Here is a 17119-nt window from a genome sequence, read left to right as displayed (position 1 = left end):
ATGCCGAATTTCCAAACGAAGGCTGTGCGCAGCGGCCTGCGCCAGTCGGCGCTATCCCTTGCCGGAAGCCTTGCGCACGATCGCCGGCACAGCAGCGCGGCGCTGCTTGCTGCAGTTGGCGCCAGCCTGCTGCTCGCCGCCTGCGCCACGCCGCGGCCGTCGCTGCCCGCCGTCAGCGAGGCCCCGCAAGCCTGCGCGCCGCAGGCGACTTGTCCGGTGTGCCCAGTGTGCGCGGCGGGCCCGAGCGCGCCGGTGGCGGCGCCGCAGCCCGCCGTCAAGCCTCTGCAAGCCGCGCGCTGGAGCGATCTGCCCGGCTGGGCCGACGACGACGTCAGCGCGGCGTGGCCGGGATTCCTCGCCTCATGCCGCGCGCTGGCGGGCAAGGGGCAGGCGGCGCAATGGCCGCTGTGGCGCCCTGCCTGCGAGGAAGCGCAGGCGCTGAAGAAGACCGACGCCGCCACGCTGCGTCGCTTCTTCGAGTCGCGCTTCGCGCCGTATCTGCTGACCAATCCTGACGGTGGCAGCAATGCGCTGATCACCGGCTACTACGAACCCCTGCTCACCGGCGGGCGTACGCGTGGCAAGATAAAAATCCGCTTCCCGGTGCTGGCGCCGCCCGACGACCTGATCACCGTCGACCTCGGCGACGTCGTTCCGGAAGTGAAGAACCTGCGCCTGCGCGGGCGTCTGGTCGGCAAGAAGATCGTCCCCTACTACCCGCGCGCCGAGATCGTCGGCCGCGAGGAAGAGCGTGGCGACCGCGTGCTCGTCTGGGTCGACGATCCGGTCGAGCTGTTCTTCCTGCAGATTCAGGGATCGGGCCGCGTTCGCCTGCCCGACGGCACGCTGATGCGTGTCGGCTACGCCGACCAGAACGGGCATCCCTATCAGTCGATCGGCCGCCTGCTCGTCGAGCGCGGCGAGCTGAAGCTCGAACAGGCATCGATGCAGGGAATCCAGGCGTGGGCGCGCGCGCATCCGGACAAACTGACCGAACTGCTCAACAGCAACCCGAGCTACGTCTTCTTCCGCGAACTGCCGGGCGGCGGCGACGAAGGGCCGCCGGGAGCGCTCGGCGTGCCGCTGACGCCGGGGCGCAGCATCGCCATTGACCCGCGTTTCACCGCGCTTGGTGCGCCGGTGTTTGTGTCGACGACGCAGCCAAATTCGGGCACGCCGATGAACCGCCTGATGCTCGCGCAGGATACCGGCGGCGCCATCCGCGGCCCGGCGCGCGCCGATTTCTTCTGGGGCTTCGGTGCCGAGGCCGGTGCCAAGGCCGGGCGGATGAAGCAGGGCGGCCGCCTGTGGGTGCTGCTGCCGCCGGGGCTGGCGCCGAAGTAGGCGCTCGCGCGCAGCTCCGCTCGGGGCGTCTTCTAGTCCTCGCCCTGAGCAAGCCGCGCCAGCACGTGCCGGCTCATGCCGTCCGCCAGTTCGTGCTCGCCGAGAAAGACGGTGCCGATCGCCTCCTGGCGCAGCAGCTCGGCTTCTTCTTCGGAGTGCGTGCGCACGACGATTCCCAGTCCCGGATTGAGCCGGCGCGACAGTTCGGCGATGCGCCGGATGTCGAGCGTATCGGGCGTGGCGATGACCAGCATGGCGGCGTCGGCGACATGCGCCTGCACCAGCACGGTCGGATCGGCGGCGTCGCCGGTGACCGCGACGACGCCACGCGTGCGCAAGTCCTCGACCTTTTCGCGCTGTTGTTCGACGACCAGATACTTGATGCCGTTTGCTTCCAGCTCGGCGACGATGCGCCGGCCGACGCGGCCGTAGCCGACGACGACGACCTGGCCGCTGATCTGCACCGGATCGGGGAGCGCAGAGGTCGGATGCACGCGCAGCTCAAGTTCGCGCGCCAGCCGGGAATGCTCCAGCAGCCAGCGGCGGATCGGCGGAATGGCGGCAAAGACCAGCGAGTTCGCCGCGATCGAGATCAGCGCACCGGCGAGGATCAGGCTCTGGCCGTCCTTCGGCAGCAGGTCGAGCGCGACGCCGAGGCCGGCAAGGATGAACGAAAACTCGCCGATCTGCGCCAGACTGGCGCCGACCGTCATCGCCGTGCCGAGCGGGTAGCGCAGCGCCAGCACCAGCCCGATCGCCGCCAGCGTCTTGCCGACGATGATGATGACGACCACCGCCGCCAGCTTGCCCGGCTGCTCGATGATCACCGCCGGGTCGAAGAGCATGCCGACCGAAACGAAGAACAGCACCGAAAAGGCGTCGCGCAACGGCAGCGATTCTTCGGCGGCGCGGTGCGCGAAAGCCGATTCGCGCATCACCGTGCCGGCGAAGAAGGCGCCGAGCGCAAACGACACGCCGAACAGCGCCGCCGAGCCGTAGGCAACGCCGAGCGCGACGGCGATCACGCAGAGCACGAACAGCTCGCGCGAGCCGGTTCCGGAGACGATCCACAGCAGGCGCGGCAAGGCCCGCCGCCCGACCAGCACCATCAGCGCGATGAAGGCGCTGACCTTGGCGAGCATGATGCCGATGGTCAGCCACAGGCTTTGTCCCGTTGCCTGTTCGGCCGCGTCGCCGCCACCGCCGACCGTCGCCAGCGCCGGCATGAGCACGAGGACGAGCACGCAGACGAGGTCTTCGACGACCAGCCAGCCGACGGCTATGCGGCCGTCGGCCGACTGCAGGATGCCGCGCGCTTCAAGCGCGCGCAGCAGCACGACGGTCGATGCGCAGGAGAGCGACAACCCGAGCACCAGCCCGGCGCCGAGCGACCAGCCCCAGGCGAGCGCGAGGCCGGTGCCGAGCGCGGTGGCGACGCCGATCTGCACGACCGCACCGGGCAACGCGATACGGCGCACGCTGAGCAGGTCGCCGAGCGAGAAATGCAGGCCGACGCCGAACATCAGCAGCATCACGCCGATTTCAGCGAGTTGTGCCGCAAGCTCGAGATCGCCGACAAAACCCGGCGTCGCCGGGCCGATGGCGACGCCAGCGAGCAGATAGCCGATCAATGGCGGCACTTTCAGGCGCGCTGCAATGAGGCCGAAAACCAGTGCCAGCGCGAAGGCCGCTACCAGCGTCGAGATCAGGGTGAATTCATGCATCGGATCAGCAATCGCCGCGCGGTGGCACGAGGAGCAGATCGCCGGGCAGTTCGCCGGCAAGGTGGGTGCTGACGCTGCCGAGCAGCGTCGCCTGCCAGTCGTTCTTGCCGGTGGTGCCGACGACGACCAGATCGGCGGCGACTTCGGCGGCGTAGTCCTTGATCAGCGTCGGCGGATAACCGTGGCGCAGCAGCCGGTGGCGATATTCGTTCTTGCCCAGCGCGTGCACGAAAGCCGCCATCTGCTGGCTGGCTTCGAACTCGCTGCGTTGCCGGTAATACTCGACCGCCTTGGCATCAGCGCCGGCGTAACTCATCTGGCGGGCGAAGGGCGTTTCGTAGGCATGGAAGAGATGCTGCCGCGCGCGCGGGAACAGCGCTCCGGCAAGCTCGGCGGCGGCGCGCGCTGCCGGCGAGAAGTCGGTGGCGACGACGATCTTTTCGTAAGCGGCGGGCGAATGCGTCTTCACCAGCAGCACGGGCGTCCGCGTCAGGCGCAGCAGCTTGAGTGCGGTGGCGCCGATGAACAGATCAAGCAGGAAGTTCTCGCCGTGCGCGCCGACGACGAGCAGGTCGGCAGCGCTCTCTTCGGCCCATTCGGCGATTGCCTGCGCCGGCCGGCCGCGCAGCACGCGTGTTGCCGGACGCGCGCCGCTCGCGGCGGCGCTTGCGGCAGCTTCTGCGATGCGGGCGCTCGCCGTGTCGACGATGCGCTGCTCGGAAAAGCCTTCTTCCTCGACCAGCCGACGCCAGGCTTCGGTCAAGGGAGGCAGGTGTACGGCGGTGACAAACTCGACGCTGGCACCGCTTGCTGCGGCTATCTGCTGGGCTCTTTGCAGTGCGGCTTCGGCAGCCGGCGAGAAGTCTGTCGCCGCGATGATCCGTCTGATCGTGCTCATGGCTTCCTCGTCTGTTCTCGGCGTAAGTCGGAAGGGTTCTCATTGTACGGTGCCCGGCGCCGCTGAAGAATTGTGGTCGACCGTGTTACCGATATCGGCTGTATTACGAAATGGTGCGTTGCTCTGTCGTGGTGCGTTGCGCACCTGTCTTGTGCGCAAAACTGCGCGATGCATCGTCGTGGTGCATTTGCGCGGCGGCCGTCTGCGTAAGACCATGAAAATACAGGCGAAGACGACGGGCGCGCTGCTTGCTTACGCAGGCGCAACTCTTTTCCCGGAGGCGCCATGGAAGCGCTCAAGACTACCGGCGGCGACGTCCTCTTCATTTTGCTCGGCGGCATCATGGTTCTCGCCATGCACGCCGGCTTTGCCTTTCTCGAACTCGGCACCGTGCGCAAGAAAAACCAGGTCAATGCGCTGGTGAAGATCCTTGCCGACTTTGCCGTGTCGACCATCGCCTACTTCTTCGTCGGCTACAGCATCGCCTACGGCATCAACTTCTTTGCCGGCGCCGAAACGCTGATGCAGAAGAACGGCTACGAGCTGACCAAGTTCTTCTTCCTGCTCACCTTTGCTGCCGCCATCCCGGCGATCATCTCCGGCGGCATCGCCGAGCGTGCGCGCTTCTACCCGCAGCTGGCGGCGACTTTCCTGCTCGTCGGCTTCGTCTACCCCTTCTACGAGAGCATCGCCTGGAACCACGCCTTCGGCATCCAGGCCTGGTTGCTGGAAACCTACGGCGCCGAATTCCACGATTTCGCCGGCTCGGTGGTGGTGCATGCGATGGGCGGCTGGATCGCGCTGGCGGCGGTGCTGCTGCTCGGCGCGCGCCACGGCCGCTACACGCGCAACGGCGTCGCCGCCCACCCGCCCTCATCGATCCCTTTCCTTGCACTCGGTGCGTGGATTCTCACCGTCGGCTGGTTCGGCTTCAACGTCATGAGCGCGCAGACGCTCGACAAGATATCCGGGCTGGTCGCACTCAACTCGCTGATGGCGATGGTTGGCGGCACGCTGGTCGCGCTTTTCGTCGGCCGCAACGACCCGGGCTTCGTGCATAACGGCCCGCTCGCCGGGCTGGTGGCGGTGTGTGCCGGCTCCGACGTCATGCACCCGATCGGCGCGCTGATCGTCGGCGGCGTTGCCGGCGGCCTGTTCGTCTACATGTTCACGCAGACGCAAAACCGCTGGAAGATCGACGACGTGCTCGGCGTGTGGCCGCTGCACGGCCTGTGTGGCGCCTGGGGCGGCGTTGCCGCCGGCATCTTCGGCGACCCGCGCCTCGGCGGCGCCGGCGGTGTCGCCTTCATGCCGCAACTGATCATGACCGCGCTGGCCATCGTGGTGGCGCTGGCCGGTGGCGCTGCGGTCTATGGTCTGCTCAAGATGACGATCGGCCTGCGCCTGGATCAGGAGCAGGAATATGAGGGTGCCGACTTGTCCATCCACAAAATAACGGCAACTGCCGAGCGGGAGACGAACTGGTAGTTTGTTTGGAAGGAATAGAGTCTGTCGGATGGTAATAAAGTCTGTCGGACCGTAGAAGACCAAAGCCCGGCTCTTGCCGGGCTTTGCGCTTTTGGGGCTTCCGTTGTTCGGCCAAAGCTGACGCTTAATGAGTCACGCCAGGAGCTTTGCTACCGCCCCGTAACCATCATTCACCGTATATAAGCCAATGTCCGCACTCCAATGGTTATCTGACATTTGGCGACGCAGTATCCGAAACCTGTTCTGGGTAAAAAAACATGCCTGATCGTTCAAGCGCTCGAGGGACGGATACTCTGGAATACTGATCACTTGAATATCTACTTTTCCCCAATGTGAGACGAAGGAGGCGAGATGTCATCTGAGGGAAGAATGAGCATCAACATGCAAAGGGTTGAATCTGGCCAAACCTCAGGGACTCTGCCGGAAGGGCAGGTTCACATGTACGCCGTCAATCACGAAAGTGCACGACGTTGGGTAGACCTCAATCTTCATCTCTCCGATTTTGAGGTCACTCTCGTTTGGCTTGAGCTTCTTACTCACAAGCACACTCAGCCAACGCCAGAAGCAGATGCCCTGTGGACGGCGGCGCTCACCATGTTCTTCAAATGCTTTAAACACAGCGCAAGTCGGAGAAAGCTTGATGCAGCGGTGGTCTTAGCGAATGAGCCAGAGGAGGGCCGTGCACAGTTTTCTGTTCTCCAAGCGTTGAGGGATAAGACGGTTGTGCATGATGAAAATGCGTACACGCAAGGTGCCGTATTGGTGCCAATTGCCAACCCCGATGGACCAGTGGCACGTGTAGGCTCGCCAGTTGTGACTCTCTTTAAGGCATCATCGCTCGATGATTGGCACATCAGCAATTTACGACTACTTACCTTGGCGTCAATCACTTACGTGAAATCTGCCATGGCTGAAGCTTCAGCAGAAGTCGAGGCCTACATTCGTTCTGCTTCTCGTGCCGATCTCGTGGCTGCTGGACCGTACCTCTTTACGTCACCTTCCGTAGACAACGTAAGTCAACGCAGGGGAAACTGATCCAGAAGCTCTTCAAGACCGACTGGAGCGTAGTCGATAGCAGATGCATAGTTCTGGCTTTGCCAATGACCGCCAGAGGCCGGCGTAGCACTTGCCATAATCGACCGCTAAGGCCGAATTCCCGCCTGTGCCAGGCAGCCAGAGGTTCCTCTTCCACCCCTACCAATCCCGCTTGCGACGTCCCCCATGCCTCCTCAAGCGTTTGGAGTGACCGCTCGGGCATCAATGCTCGCTGCCACCATATACCCACATTGGCTCGGTCTCGCCTGCCCTGGAAAAGCCCAGCGACTTGTAGAAATCAATGGCTTTTCCATCGGCCGTAAGCATTTGCTGGTGGAAGCCAGCGTACTTCTTCTGCATGGCATTCATCATCTGCCTGCCGACGCCTTTCCCCTGATGATCCGGGTGTACCAGCAGGTGCGGAAAGTAAACAACAAGATGGCCGTCGGAAATTGCGTTGCCGATGCCGATGAGCTGACCGTTGCGCCGCGCGGTTACAAGGCTGTGCGAGTTGCGAAGAGCAGCGAGGAGCTGATCGGGTTTTTCAGCAGATGACCACTTGTTTGCCCGGTAAAGGGCGATGACTTCCGATTGTTCCAGCGAGTCCTGCATCGATATTTCAGCGTACATGGAGTTTCCTTGCTGCCAGACGTCTGGAGTTTGCGGCACCGCGCTGAGGCGCCGTCGTAAGTGAAGCGGCAGGGGTTTGCGGCCGGCCGCGCCTAGAAAGTGATCGACACGGAGGCGGCGCTGCGTGTCGCGTCTCCGTGATAGACGGCCTCGATGTTATTGCCATCGGGGTCGAGGACGAAAGCTGCGTAGTAGCCGGGATGGTAAGCGCGCTCGCCGGGCGCGCCGTTGTCCTTGCCGCCGTGGGCGAGTGCGGTTTCGTAAAACTTGTCGACCATGGCTCGGTCCTGCGCCTGGAATGCCAGGTGATGGCGGCCCGTCAGCACCCCCAGCGCCGCCGGGCTGTCGACGGCGGTGACGAACAGTTCGTCGGCCCAGAAATACCCGTCGCCCGTGCCGCCCATCGGCACATTCAGCGACTCCAGAATGGCGGCGTAAAAAGCCTGGCTCGCGGCAATGTCCCTGACGACCAGCTGGATGTGATCGAGCAGACGGCCTCGATGCAGTTCTTGCGTTTCCATGAAACCTCCTGGGGTATGCTCCGGCGCCCGGTGCGATGTCGCCGCAGCATAACGCAGCGCTGATGGCGCAGCCCGCGGTGCGCGGGCTGCGTCAGTGCTTCAACCCACAGTTCAGTCGAAGGCGATCTGCCCCTTCAGCCAGAAGGTGCGGCCCGGTTCGTTGATGCGGGTGTTGGCCGGGAACAGCGCCGCGCCCGAAAGGCCTGAGGACTGGCCGGTCTTCGACAGGTGCTCGGCGTAGGCCTTGTCGAACAGGTTGTCGATGCCGGCGGTGAGCAGCGTGCCCTTGGCCGGGCGCCAGCCGGCGTTAACCGAAAAGACGCCGAAACCGCCGCTGCGGCCGATGTCCTTGCCGTTCATGACGATGTTGCCGGAGCCGATGTCGTAGCGGTCCTGCGCGGCGACCGCGCGCCACAGCGCGCCGAAGGAATGGCGGCCGTCGTCGTAGTTCAGCGACAGGCGCATTTCCAGCGGCGGCTGCTGCGCCAGCGGCTTGTTGTCGGTGTCGTTGCTGCCGCGCACGTAGGCCAGCGTACCCGTCGTCGACCAGGTCGGCGACAGACGGTAGGTGGCGTCGGCCTCGCCGCCGAAGATGGTGGCGTTGACGTTGCGCGTCTGGCCGTTATCCCAGTTGATCAGCAGATAGTCGCTGACCTTGGAATAGAAGGTCGACAGCGAGCCCTGCCAGTCGCCGCGCCGCCAGTGGCCGCCAACGTCGAGCTGGCTGGTCTTTTCCGGGCGGGTGGCGAGGAAGGCGCTCTGGCCGGTGGCTGGGTCCTTTTCCAGCAGTTCCCAGTAGTCGGGCATGCGCTCGGCGTGGCCGAGGCCGGCGTAGACAGTCGCACCGAGTTCGGCGAGATCGCGCTCGTACCGCGCAAAACCGCTCGGCAACGTGTCGTGGCGCGTCGCACCCTTGGTCGTGTTGACCGGGCTCGTTGCCGCGCTGTAGCGGTCCGGTCGGCGGTCGGTCGCTTCGTGCCAGTCGACGCGCAGGCCGGCGATGGCGCGTGAGTCGGGCGTCAGGAATCGCGTTGCTTCGCTGAACACGCCGGTCTGCGTGAACTCGATGTCGTCGCGCCAGGGCAGCGATTCGTAGAGCGCAGTCGCGGCGGCGGCGCTGGCCTGCATCATCGCGCTGCGGTAACGGTGACGGTCGTTCTTGGCGTCGGCGCCGACGATGATCGACCACTCGCTGCTCGGCGTCAGCGTCAGCGCGAAGCGGCCGCCGACGGTCTTGCGGTCGGGGTTCATCGCCGCGTAGGACGTCGCCGTGTTGGCGTTCGGCCGCAGGCGGTAGTTGTCCATCACGTGGTCGACGTAGTTGTAGTAGGCAAGCGCCTCGACCTTGTCGACCAGCTCGGAGAGCCGGCGCCGCTCGAACTTGAGCGAGACGTTCTCGCGCGCGAACTTCGAGCCATCCATCGCTCGGTCGGCGTAGGCGGCTTCGCCGTCGCTGCGGCTGTAGGCCAGTTCGGCGAGCGTGTTGTCGTCGGGGGTGAGGCCAAAGGCGAAGTTGCTGCTCCAGCGCGTATAGGCGGAGTGGATGCGCCGGCCGTTGCCGTCCTTGTAGTCCTTGGCGTCGGCGCGCGTGGCGCCGGCGCGCAGGTAGTAGTCCGGCGTTCCTGCCCGTACCGAGAACACCTCGTCGTTGCGCCCGGCACTGCCGAGCGTCAGGCTGGCGTTGCCGCTGATGCCGGCTTCACGCAGGCGTTTCGCATCGCGCTCGAAGAGCACCACGCCGGCCGATTGCCCGGCGCCGTAGCGTACGCTCTGCGGGCCCTTGAGCACGGTGACGCGATCGTAGGCTTCGGGGTAGACGTAGGCCGTCGGCGGGTCCATGCGGCCGCCGCAGCCGCCGTAGATTTCCTGGCCGTCGAGCAGGATGCCGAGGCGCGATCCAGAAAAGCCGCGCAGCACCGGGTCGCCGTCGGTGGCGCCCTTGCGGATCACCGAAAAGCCCGGAATGCTCTTCAGGAAGTCGGCGCCGTCGTGCGCCGGTAGCGGCTGCCGCGGCGCCTTCGGGTCGGTGACGACCTTGAGCGGTTGTTCCATGCGCGGCGCAGTGACGACAACTTCGTCGAGTGGTGCCGCGTTCTGGTCTTCGGCGGCGATGGCGGAAAGGCAGGGAATCGCTGCCAGCGAGGCGGCGATGAGAGTCTTGTTCACGAGAATTCCTTTGTCTGGGGCGTGCACGCGCAGCCGCGGCCGCGTGCGGGCCGCGCTGGGCGCAACAATCGAATCGGGGGGTAAGTCGCAGGTGACGCCGGCACGCGCCGAGGTCCGCGTCAGGCGCGAAACCTGCGGCCGCGTGCGGCCCTGCTCAGGCGAGACTGGCGGGCGGGGCGGGCGGTGCGCGCGGCGAGTCTGGCCGGTGCTGCGTAAAACGCGGGCGCGGCGGGGCTTCGGGTGGCGTCGCCGGAATGCTGCGGGCAATCTCGCCGCCGAGGCAGCCCGGGTTTCCCGCGGCCAGTCCGGTGCAGACGTGCAGCTTGCACCACAGACAGTGGCTGCCGCGCTGGCCGCCGTCGTCTGAATCGGCGGGCGCCGACCCGCCGAGGGTGACCATGCCGGCGGCCGTGCATATCTGCACTGTGCCTTGTGCCGGATCGTCGGCGCTGGCTCGCCACTGCGCAATCGCCGGCGCCAGTACGGCGAAGACGAGTACGCAGGTTGCCAGCCACAGCCCGCAGCGGTGGCGGAAGGCGTGCATGTGCGCCGCTCGCATCAGCGGACGCACGCGATTGCAGGCAGGGCGCTGCGCAGATTTTTCAGGCGATTCACCAGCGAGCCCTTCCTGCCAGGGATTTTCTTCGATTCCGGCGGCACGCTTCACGACCACGCAGATGATGAGGATTGATGCCGTTTCATCGTATAACAGATGGAAACCATTCGCAACACGGTGGCCGCTGCGGCGGCAGCCGGGCGTCGACGACCGGGAAGAATCCGCTACACTGCAACAGCGTCGCCCTCATGACGGCTGCCTAGCGTTCCTGCATGGCCTGCAAGCCTTGCCAGCGGCTGTGACAGGGGGGGGATCGAACCTCGTCGCGATGCAAGGTTTGGAGAAGACCGATGCGTGCCCGTCAAACGATTCGACCCTGCGTGATCAGCCTGCTGGCCGCACTGTCGTGGCTGGTCTGCGCACAGCTGGCCTTGGCGCAGCCCGCGCAGAAAACGCTGCGCGTCGTCGGCGACGAGAACTACCCGCCCTACCTTTTCCTCAACGCCGACGGCAAGGAAGAGGGCTTCCTCGTAGACGTCTGGAAGCTCTGGGAAGCGAAAACGGGTATTCGTGTCGAGTTGAAGGCGCTCAAATGGGAGCTGGCGCAGCGAACGCTGCTCGACGGCGGCGCTGATGTCATCGAGAACATTTTCGCGACGCCGGGCCGTGCGCCTTATTACGAGTTTTCCAGACCCTACGCCGATCTGCCGGTGGCGATCTACCGTGACGTCTCGATCAGTGGCGTCACCAGCCTCAACGCGCTGCGCGGCTTCAAGGTCGGCGTCATGGAGGGCGACGCCTGCATCGAAACGCTCAAGGCCGCCGGAATCAGCAGCCTTGTCTTCTATGGCAACTACACCCGGCTGATCCAGGGCGCGATGGCGCAGGACGTCAAGGTCTTCTGCCTCGACGAATACCCGGCGAATTTCTACCTCTACCAGCAGCAGGCGAACCGGCAGTTCGCGAAGGCTTTCGAACTTGGCAAAGGCCAGTTTCACCGTGCCGTGCGCAAGGGCGATGTTGACACGCTGCGGCTGGTCGAGCAGGGCATGGCGGCGATCAGCGACGCCGAAATCGAGTCGCTGCGCGAGAAGTGGCTGCGCACGCCGACCGATTACCAGCGCTATTACGAATACGCTGGCATTGCGGTCGCCGTACTCGTGGCGGCGGCGGCTTTGCTTGCCTTGTGGATATTCACCCTGCGCCGCACGGTGGCCGAGCGTGTTGCCGACATCCGGCGTGCCGAAGATGCGCTGCTTGAGCGCGAGGAGCAGCTGCGTTCGGTCGGCAACAACCTGCCCGGCGGTTTCGTTTATCAGTACGAGCTGAGCGATTCCGGCGCAGGTTTTCGTTACATCAGCGCCGGGGTTGTCGGTCTGCTCGAATTGACGCCCGAAGCGGTGCTGGCAGATCCGGCGTGCCTGTTCGCTTGCGTCGAGCCCGAAGCCGTCGCCGGTTTGGCCGAGGCCGAACAGCGCAGCGCGCAGGAACTGACCGACTTTTCGGCGATCCTGCCGATCCGGGTGCCGTCGGGCAAGCGCAAGTGGCTGCACGTCCAGTCCCGGCCGCGCCGCCTGGCGGCCGGCGGTGTCGTCTGGGACGGGGTGGCGCTCGATGCCAGCGAGCGTATGGAAGTCCAGAACCGGCTGGCCGAGAGCGAGTCGCGCTTTCGCCGCTTGTTTGAAGACACGCGGCAGCCCATCCTGATCTACGAGGGCGAGTGTTTCGTCGCGGCCAACCGGGCCGCCCTTGATACGCTGCGCCTCGACGGGCTCGAGCAGTTTCTTGGCCAGTCGCCGGCCGACATCTCGCCCGAGTTCCAGCCGGACGGGCAGCGATCCGCGGAAAAAGTGCGGCAGGTGGTCGAGGTCGCCTATGCCAAGGGATCGAACGAGTTCGAGTGGGAACACGTTCGCGCTGACGGCGAGCCCTTCACCGTCTGGGTGCTGGTCACGCCGATCCGCATGGGCGGCAAGGATGTGCTGCATGTCGTCTGGCGCGACATCACCGGGCAGAAGAAAACCGAGCAGGAACTCGCCGACTACCGGCGCACGCTCGAGCAGCGGGTGGAGGAACGTACCGCCGAGCTCGAGGCGGCGACGGCCAGACTGAACGAGAGCAACACTCGCCTGCAAGCCATTTTTGACGGTGCCAGCGCCGGCATCATGCTGACGCGCGAGCGGCGGATCGAACAATGCAATCGCCGTCTCGAACAGATGTTCGGCTACGACTGCGGCGGACTCGACGGCCAGTTCACCCGCGTACTGTTTGCTGGCGACCGCTCCTGGGAGGAGGTCGGGGCCGAGCTTTACGCGGCTCTCGCGGCCGGCGAGGCTTACGTCAAGGAACAGCAGTCGCGTTGTCGCGACGGCAGCATGCTCTGGGTGCGCGTTTCTGCCCGAAGCCTCGTCGCCGGCGATCCGGGCCAGGGCGTCATCGGCATGCTCGAGGACATCACCGCTGCGCGCGAGTCCGCCGAAGCCCTGCGCAAGGCGACCGACGAACTGCAGGCGGTCTTCGACGCGGCCACCGTCGGCGTCATGCTGTCGCGGAATCGCGTGATCCAGCGCTGCAACCGCACCATGGAGACGCTTTTCGGCTACGCGCCGGACGAACTGCTGGGCCGGAACACGCGGATTTTCTACCCGGACGAGCAAAGCTATGCCGAGATCAGCGAGCGTCTGCTCGCCGGTGTCAGCGAGCACGGTTACTTCCGCGAAGAAAGCCAGCTGGTGAGGAAGGACGGCAGCCGCTTCTGGTGTCGCAAAATGGTGCAGGCCGTCGACCGCCTCGATCCGGACAAAGGCCTCGCCGGCACCTTTGAAGACATCACCGTCGAGCGGCAGGCGCTCGATGAAATCGTCAAGGCAAGACGGCTGGCTGAAGACGCGGCGAAAACCAAGTCCGACTTCCTGGCGACCATGTCGCACGAGATCCGCACGCCGATGAATTCGGTGATCGGCATGACGCATCTGGCGCTCAAGGCTGCGCCGCCAGCCAAGGTGCGCGACTATCTGTGCAAGATCGAATCGTCCAGCCAGATGCTGCTCGGCGTCATCAACGACATCCTCGACATCAGCAAGCTCGAGGCGCACGGCATGACACTGGAACAGATCGACTTCGATCTGGAAAAGCTGCTTGATGACGTTGCCGGACTGTTCTCCGAAAAGACCGCCAGCCGGGGCGTCGAGCTGATCATTGATGTCGATTCGCGCTTGCCGCTGCTCTTCGTCGGCGACGCCTTGCGCCTGCGCCAGGTCCTGGTCAATCTGACCGGCAATGCCGTCAAGTTCACCGAACGTGGCCAGATCAGCCTGAATGTCTTGCCGCAGGAGCTATCGGCCGACAGCGTGCTGCTGCGTTTTGAAGTGTGCGATACCGGCATCGGCATCCGGCCCGAGCAGCGCAAGAAGCTGTTCCAGGCTTTTCAGCAGGCCGATACCTCGGTCACCCGCAAGTACGGTGGCACCGGGCTTGGCCTTGCCATCGCCGAACGCCTCGTCCAGCTGATGGGCGGAACGATCGGCTTCGACAGCACGCCCGACGTCGGCTCGCGCTTCTGGTTTAGCGTCCGGCTGGACGTCAGCAAGGCACCGGAGAAGGTGCAGCGCAGGCTGCTGCAGCCCGATTTGTGCGGCCTCAGGGTGCTGGTCGTCGATGACAACGATATGGCGCGGCAGGCGATCGGCGAGATGGTGCGCAGCCTTGGCGTCGACACCGAGCTGGTCGACAGCGGCGCCGCCGCGCTGCAGGAAATCGATTTGGCCGACGCGGCCGGAAAGCCGTACGCGCTGATCCTGCTCGACTGGCAGATGCCGGGCGGTGATGGCGTTGCCGTCGCCAGGGAGATTCAGCGCCGGCAGTTGCACTCGCCGCCGGTGGTGCTGATGGTCACTGCCTTTGATCGCGCCAGAGTGATGCATGCCGCCGCCCAGGTTGGCATCCGCGATGTCCTCGTCAAACCGGTGACGCCATCGGCGCTGTTCGATGCCCTTACCGCGCAACTCGGCGGCGAGCGCGGCGCAGCGGCTGCGCTTGTGCCGTCCAAGGCTTCGCCGCTGGTTGTCATCGAGGAGCTGGCCGGAGCACGTGCGCTGCTGGTTGAAGACAACGAACTCAATCGGGAAGTCGCGACGGAATTTCTCAGCGAACTCGGGTTGCACGTCGACTACGCAGAGAACGGCGAGGTGGCGCTGCACAAGCTGCAGCAACAGGCTTACGACGTGGTCCTGATGGACTTGCAGATGCCGGTCATGGACGGCATCACCGCCGCGCGCGAAATCCGCAAGCTGCCTCTGCTGCGTGATCTGCCGATCCTGGCGATGACCGCCAACGCCATGCCCGGCGACCGCGCAATCTGCCTTGAGGCGGGGATGAACGAGCATATTGCCAAGCCGATCGATCCGGCCGATCTGGTCGATAAACTCAGGAAATGGGTCAAACCCGCTCAGCCAGGCGGGAAAGCGGAGGCGACGCACGCGCCGGCAGCCAGCCCTGAGGTGGATGCAATGGCTGCGCTCCTGCGCATCGAAGGCCTGGACGTTCGACAGGGAGTGCACAACGCGCTCGGTCGGGAGTCTCTGTATCTCCGTCTGCTCGCCCACTACTGCGCAGGGCAGTACGCTGCCGCCGAGAGTGTCGAGCAGGCGCTGCAAGCCGGCCGGATCGACGATGCCCAGCGCGTCGCCCATACGTTGAAGAGCGTGTCGGCACAGATCGGTGCGACCCGTATCAGTGATCTGGCCGGGCATCTTGAATCCTTGCTTCGCCAGAACAGCAGCGAAACAGCGATCCGCGCCCCACTCGAAGAGATTGCCCGAATCCTGCCGGGATTAATCGGCGCGATTAGCAGCCGCTTGCCGCAGATGCCCGCTCAGCCCGCCGCACAAGCGCTGGCACCGCAAAGCTGGCAAGACCTGCGGGAGAAACTGAGCGCGGCACTGATTGACGGAGACTTTTCCAGCCTGCAGCTGTTCGATGACAACGCCGGTCCGCTGCGCGCAGCCCTCGGCATTCGCTACGCTGAGGCAGCTGCGGCGGTGAGCGATTTCCGCTTTGCCGAGGCGCTGGCGATCATCGACAGCGCCGATCCCCGATTCAGCTGAGTTCGCGATCGGCCGCCATGCCGCGCATCGCCGGCGCCGGGGAGTATCCGTGGCGCCAAAGCAAAAGCCCATGTCGCAGGGACATGGGCTTTGTGAGACTTGAACCTCGGCGCTCCGGGCCAAGGCAATCGGCTATTCGCCGCTTGGGACCTACTCAGTCATCTGTTCCTGCAGTTGAGTATCAGCCATTCAACCTCCAGTCGCGTTGTTGCTATTGGGCCTGAACCAGTGATCCGGTCCCGACGCAACTCAACACTACGCCTTTAAACGGCCGTGTCTACTGCTGGATGAACGTTTTTTTGAAACGCCAGAATTAGCAGTGACTTAGCTTGAGCCCGGCTTATTGCTTGCGCGTCTGGCCGCACTCAGGGCGCCAGACAACAGCGATGCGCCGTCGTCCCCCGTTCGATCTGCAGTGTGCTGTGCTGTATGCCGAAGCGCATGCGCAGGTTTGCCGTCACCTCGTCGATGAAGGCGTCGCCGGGGTGGTCGTCGGCAATGACCAGGTGCGCGGTCAGCGCATTCTCGGTGGTACTCATCGCCCAGATGTGCAGATCGTGCACGTCGCTGACGCCGGGGAGCTGGCGCAGGCAGGCGTCGACTGCCTGCGCGTCGATGTCCGCCGGCACGGCGTCGAGCACCAGATGCACCGACTCGCGCAGCAAGCCCCAGGTGCCGGCGACGATCACGGCGACGATGACCAGGCTGACCACCGGGTCGAGCCAGTGCCAGCCGGTGAACATCATCGCCACACCGGCGACGACGACGCCCAACGAGACGGCGGCGTCGGCGAGCATGTGCAGATAGGCGCCGCGGATGTTCAGGTCGCCCTTGCTGCCCTTGACGAACAGCCAGGCCGAAATGCCGTTGATCGCGATCCCCACGCCCGCCACCAGCGTCACCGTCAGCCCGTTGACCACCGGCGCCTGGCTGAAGCGCTGCACGGCCTCCCAGGCGATGCCGCCGCAGGCGACCAGCAGGAACATGGCGTTGGCCAGCGAAGCGAGGATCGAGGTGCCGCGCAGGCCGTAAGTGAACCGTCCTGCCGGCGCGCGGCGGGCGAGGATCGCCGCGCCCCAGGCCAGCAGCAGGCCGAACACGTCGGAAAGATTGTGTCCGGCGTCGGCTATCAGCGCCGTCGAGTTGGCGATGAAACCGAAGGCAAACTCGGCGACGACGAAAGCCGTATTGAGAAAGACGGCGATGAAGAAAGCGCTGCCGGAACCGCTCGCTCCGGCGCCGTGAACATGTCCATGCCCGGCGTGGTTGCAGGTGTGCGAATGATCTGCCGTGTGAAGATGAGCCATGACGGTTTCGCCTGTCTGTGCGCTAAAGGTACTTCGTCAGTTCCCTGAACTCGCGGACGGTGTCGTCGGCCGACAGTGCGCCTTCCTTCACCGAGCGTTCAAGGCAATGGTCGATATGGTCGTGGACCAGCGCCTTCTTGGCGTTGGCGATGGCCTTTTCCACCGCCAGCAGTTGCTGTGCGATCTCAAGGCAGCCGCGCTCTTCCTCAAGCATCGTGATGATGCTTTTCAGATGGCCTTGCGCGCGTTTCAGCCGCTTGAGCACGTCCGGGTGGGTGGCATTGGTCGTCATGGTTCGACTATCATATCCTCCCGGGGGGGATATCGCCAGTGCTGCACCGAACC

At 64.9% G+C, this 17119-nt stretch carries 12 protein-coding genes; 4 read left to right on the top strand and 8 right to left on the bottom strand.

Annotated elements, in window-relative coordinates:
- Positions 1-1344, top strand: a complete 1344-nt coding sequence (gene mltA / locus GGD90_RS02940; RefSeq protein WP_153115782.1) for a murein transglycosylase A — start codon at positions 1-3, stop codon at positions 1342-1344.
- A gap of 32 nt (positions 1345-1376) precedes the next feature.
- Here mltA and GGD90_RS02935 read toward each other — a convergent pair whose 3' ends face one another.
- Entirely contained in the window at positions 1377-3068 is a 1692-nt protein-coding gene (locus tag GGD90_RS02935) for a cation:proton antiporter (protein ID WP_153115781.1), read from the bottom strand.
- 4 nt (positions 3069-3072) lie between these two features.
- Positions 3073-3966 (bottom strand): universal stress protein, encoded by an 894-nt coding sequence (locus tag GGD90_RS02930; protein WP_153115780.1) that lies wholly within the window; start codon positions 3964-3966, stop codon positions 3073-3075.
- A 285-nt stretch (positions 3967-4251) separates the two neighbouring features.
- On the opposite strand from GGD90_RS02930, the gene GGD90_RS02925 reads away from it, so the two are divergent.
- Positions 4252-5454, top strand: a complete 1203-nt coding sequence (locus GGD90_RS02925; protein ID WP_153115779.1) for an ammonium transporter — start codon at positions 4252-4254, stop codon at positions 5452-5454.
- Between the two features lie 369 nt (positions 5455-5823).
- Positions 5824-6489 (top strand): hypothetical protein, encoded by a 666-nt coding sequence (locus GGD90_RS02920; protein WP_153115778.1) that lies wholly within the window; start codon positions 5824-5826, stop codon positions 6487-6489.
- A gap of 222 nt (positions 6490-6711) precedes the next feature.
- Here GGD90_RS02920 and GGD90_RS02915 read toward each other — a convergent pair whose 3' ends face one another.
- The 4 genes from GGD90_RS02915 to GGD90_RS02900 all read right to left on the bottom strand — a co-directional run bounded on the left by GGD90_RS02915 (position 6712) and on the right by GGD90_RS02900 (position 10350).
- Positions 6712-7119 carry a GNAT family N-acetyltransferase gene (locus GGD90_RS02915; protein WP_153115777.1) on the bottom strand — a complete coding sequence of 136 codons (408 nt, stop codon included), beginning with the start codon at positions 7117-7119 and terminating at the stop codon, positions 6712-6714.
- A 92-nt stretch (positions 7120-7211) separates the two neighbouring features.
- On the bottom strand, positions 7212-7640 hold the full coding sequence (locus tag GGD90_RS02910) for a VOC family protein (protein ID WP_153115776.1): 429 nt from the start codon (positions 7638-7640) through the stop codon (positions 7212-7214).
- Positions 7641-7751: 111 nt separating this feature from the next.
- Positions 7752-9806, bottom strand: coding sequence for a TonB-dependent copper receptor (locus GGD90_RS02905; RefSeq protein WP_228273670.1), 2055 nt, complete (start codon positions 9804-9806; stop codon positions 7752-7754).
- Between the two features lie 154 nt (positions 9807-9960).
- Entirely contained in the window at positions 9961-10350 is a 390-nt protein-coding gene (locus GGD90_RS02900; protein WP_184414907.1) for a DUF2946 family protein, read from the bottom strand.
- Positions 10351-10712: 362 nt separating this feature from the next.
- Here GGD90_RS02900 and GGD90_RS02895 point away from each other — a divergent pair, with 362 nt between their 5' ends.
- Entirely contained in the window at positions 10713-15467 is a 4755-nt protein-coding gene (locus GGD90_RS02895; RefSeq protein ID WP_153115774.1) for a response regulator, read from the top strand.
- A 365-nt stretch (positions 15468-15832) separates the two neighbouring features.
- Here the strand turns inward: GGD90_RS02895 and GGD90_RS02890 are convergent, their stop codons facing one another.
- Entirely contained in the window at positions 15833-16774 is a 942-nt protein-coding gene (locus GGD90_RS02890) for a cation diffusion facilitator family transporter (RefSeq protein ID WP_153115773.1), read from the bottom strand.
- A 22-nt stretch (positions 16775-16796) separates the two neighbouring features.
- Positions 16797-17066: a metal-sensing transcriptional repressor gene (locus GGD90_RS02885; RefSeq protein WP_153115772.1), complete on the bottom strand. Its 270-nt coding sequence runs from the start codon at positions 17064-17066 to the stop codon at positions 16797-16799.
- Positions 17067-17119 lie beyond the last annotated feature (53 nt).

Source organism: Rhodocyclus tenuis, from assembly GCF_014197755.1.
In the GTDB taxonomy this organism is placed as follows: Bacteria; Pseudomonadota; Gammaproteobacteria; order Burkholderiales; family Rhodocyclaceae; genus Rhodocyclus; species Rhodocyclus tenuis.
The sequence above is the reverse complement of the archived record's forward strand: the minus strand, read 5'-3'. Positions and strand labels throughout refer to the sequence as shown.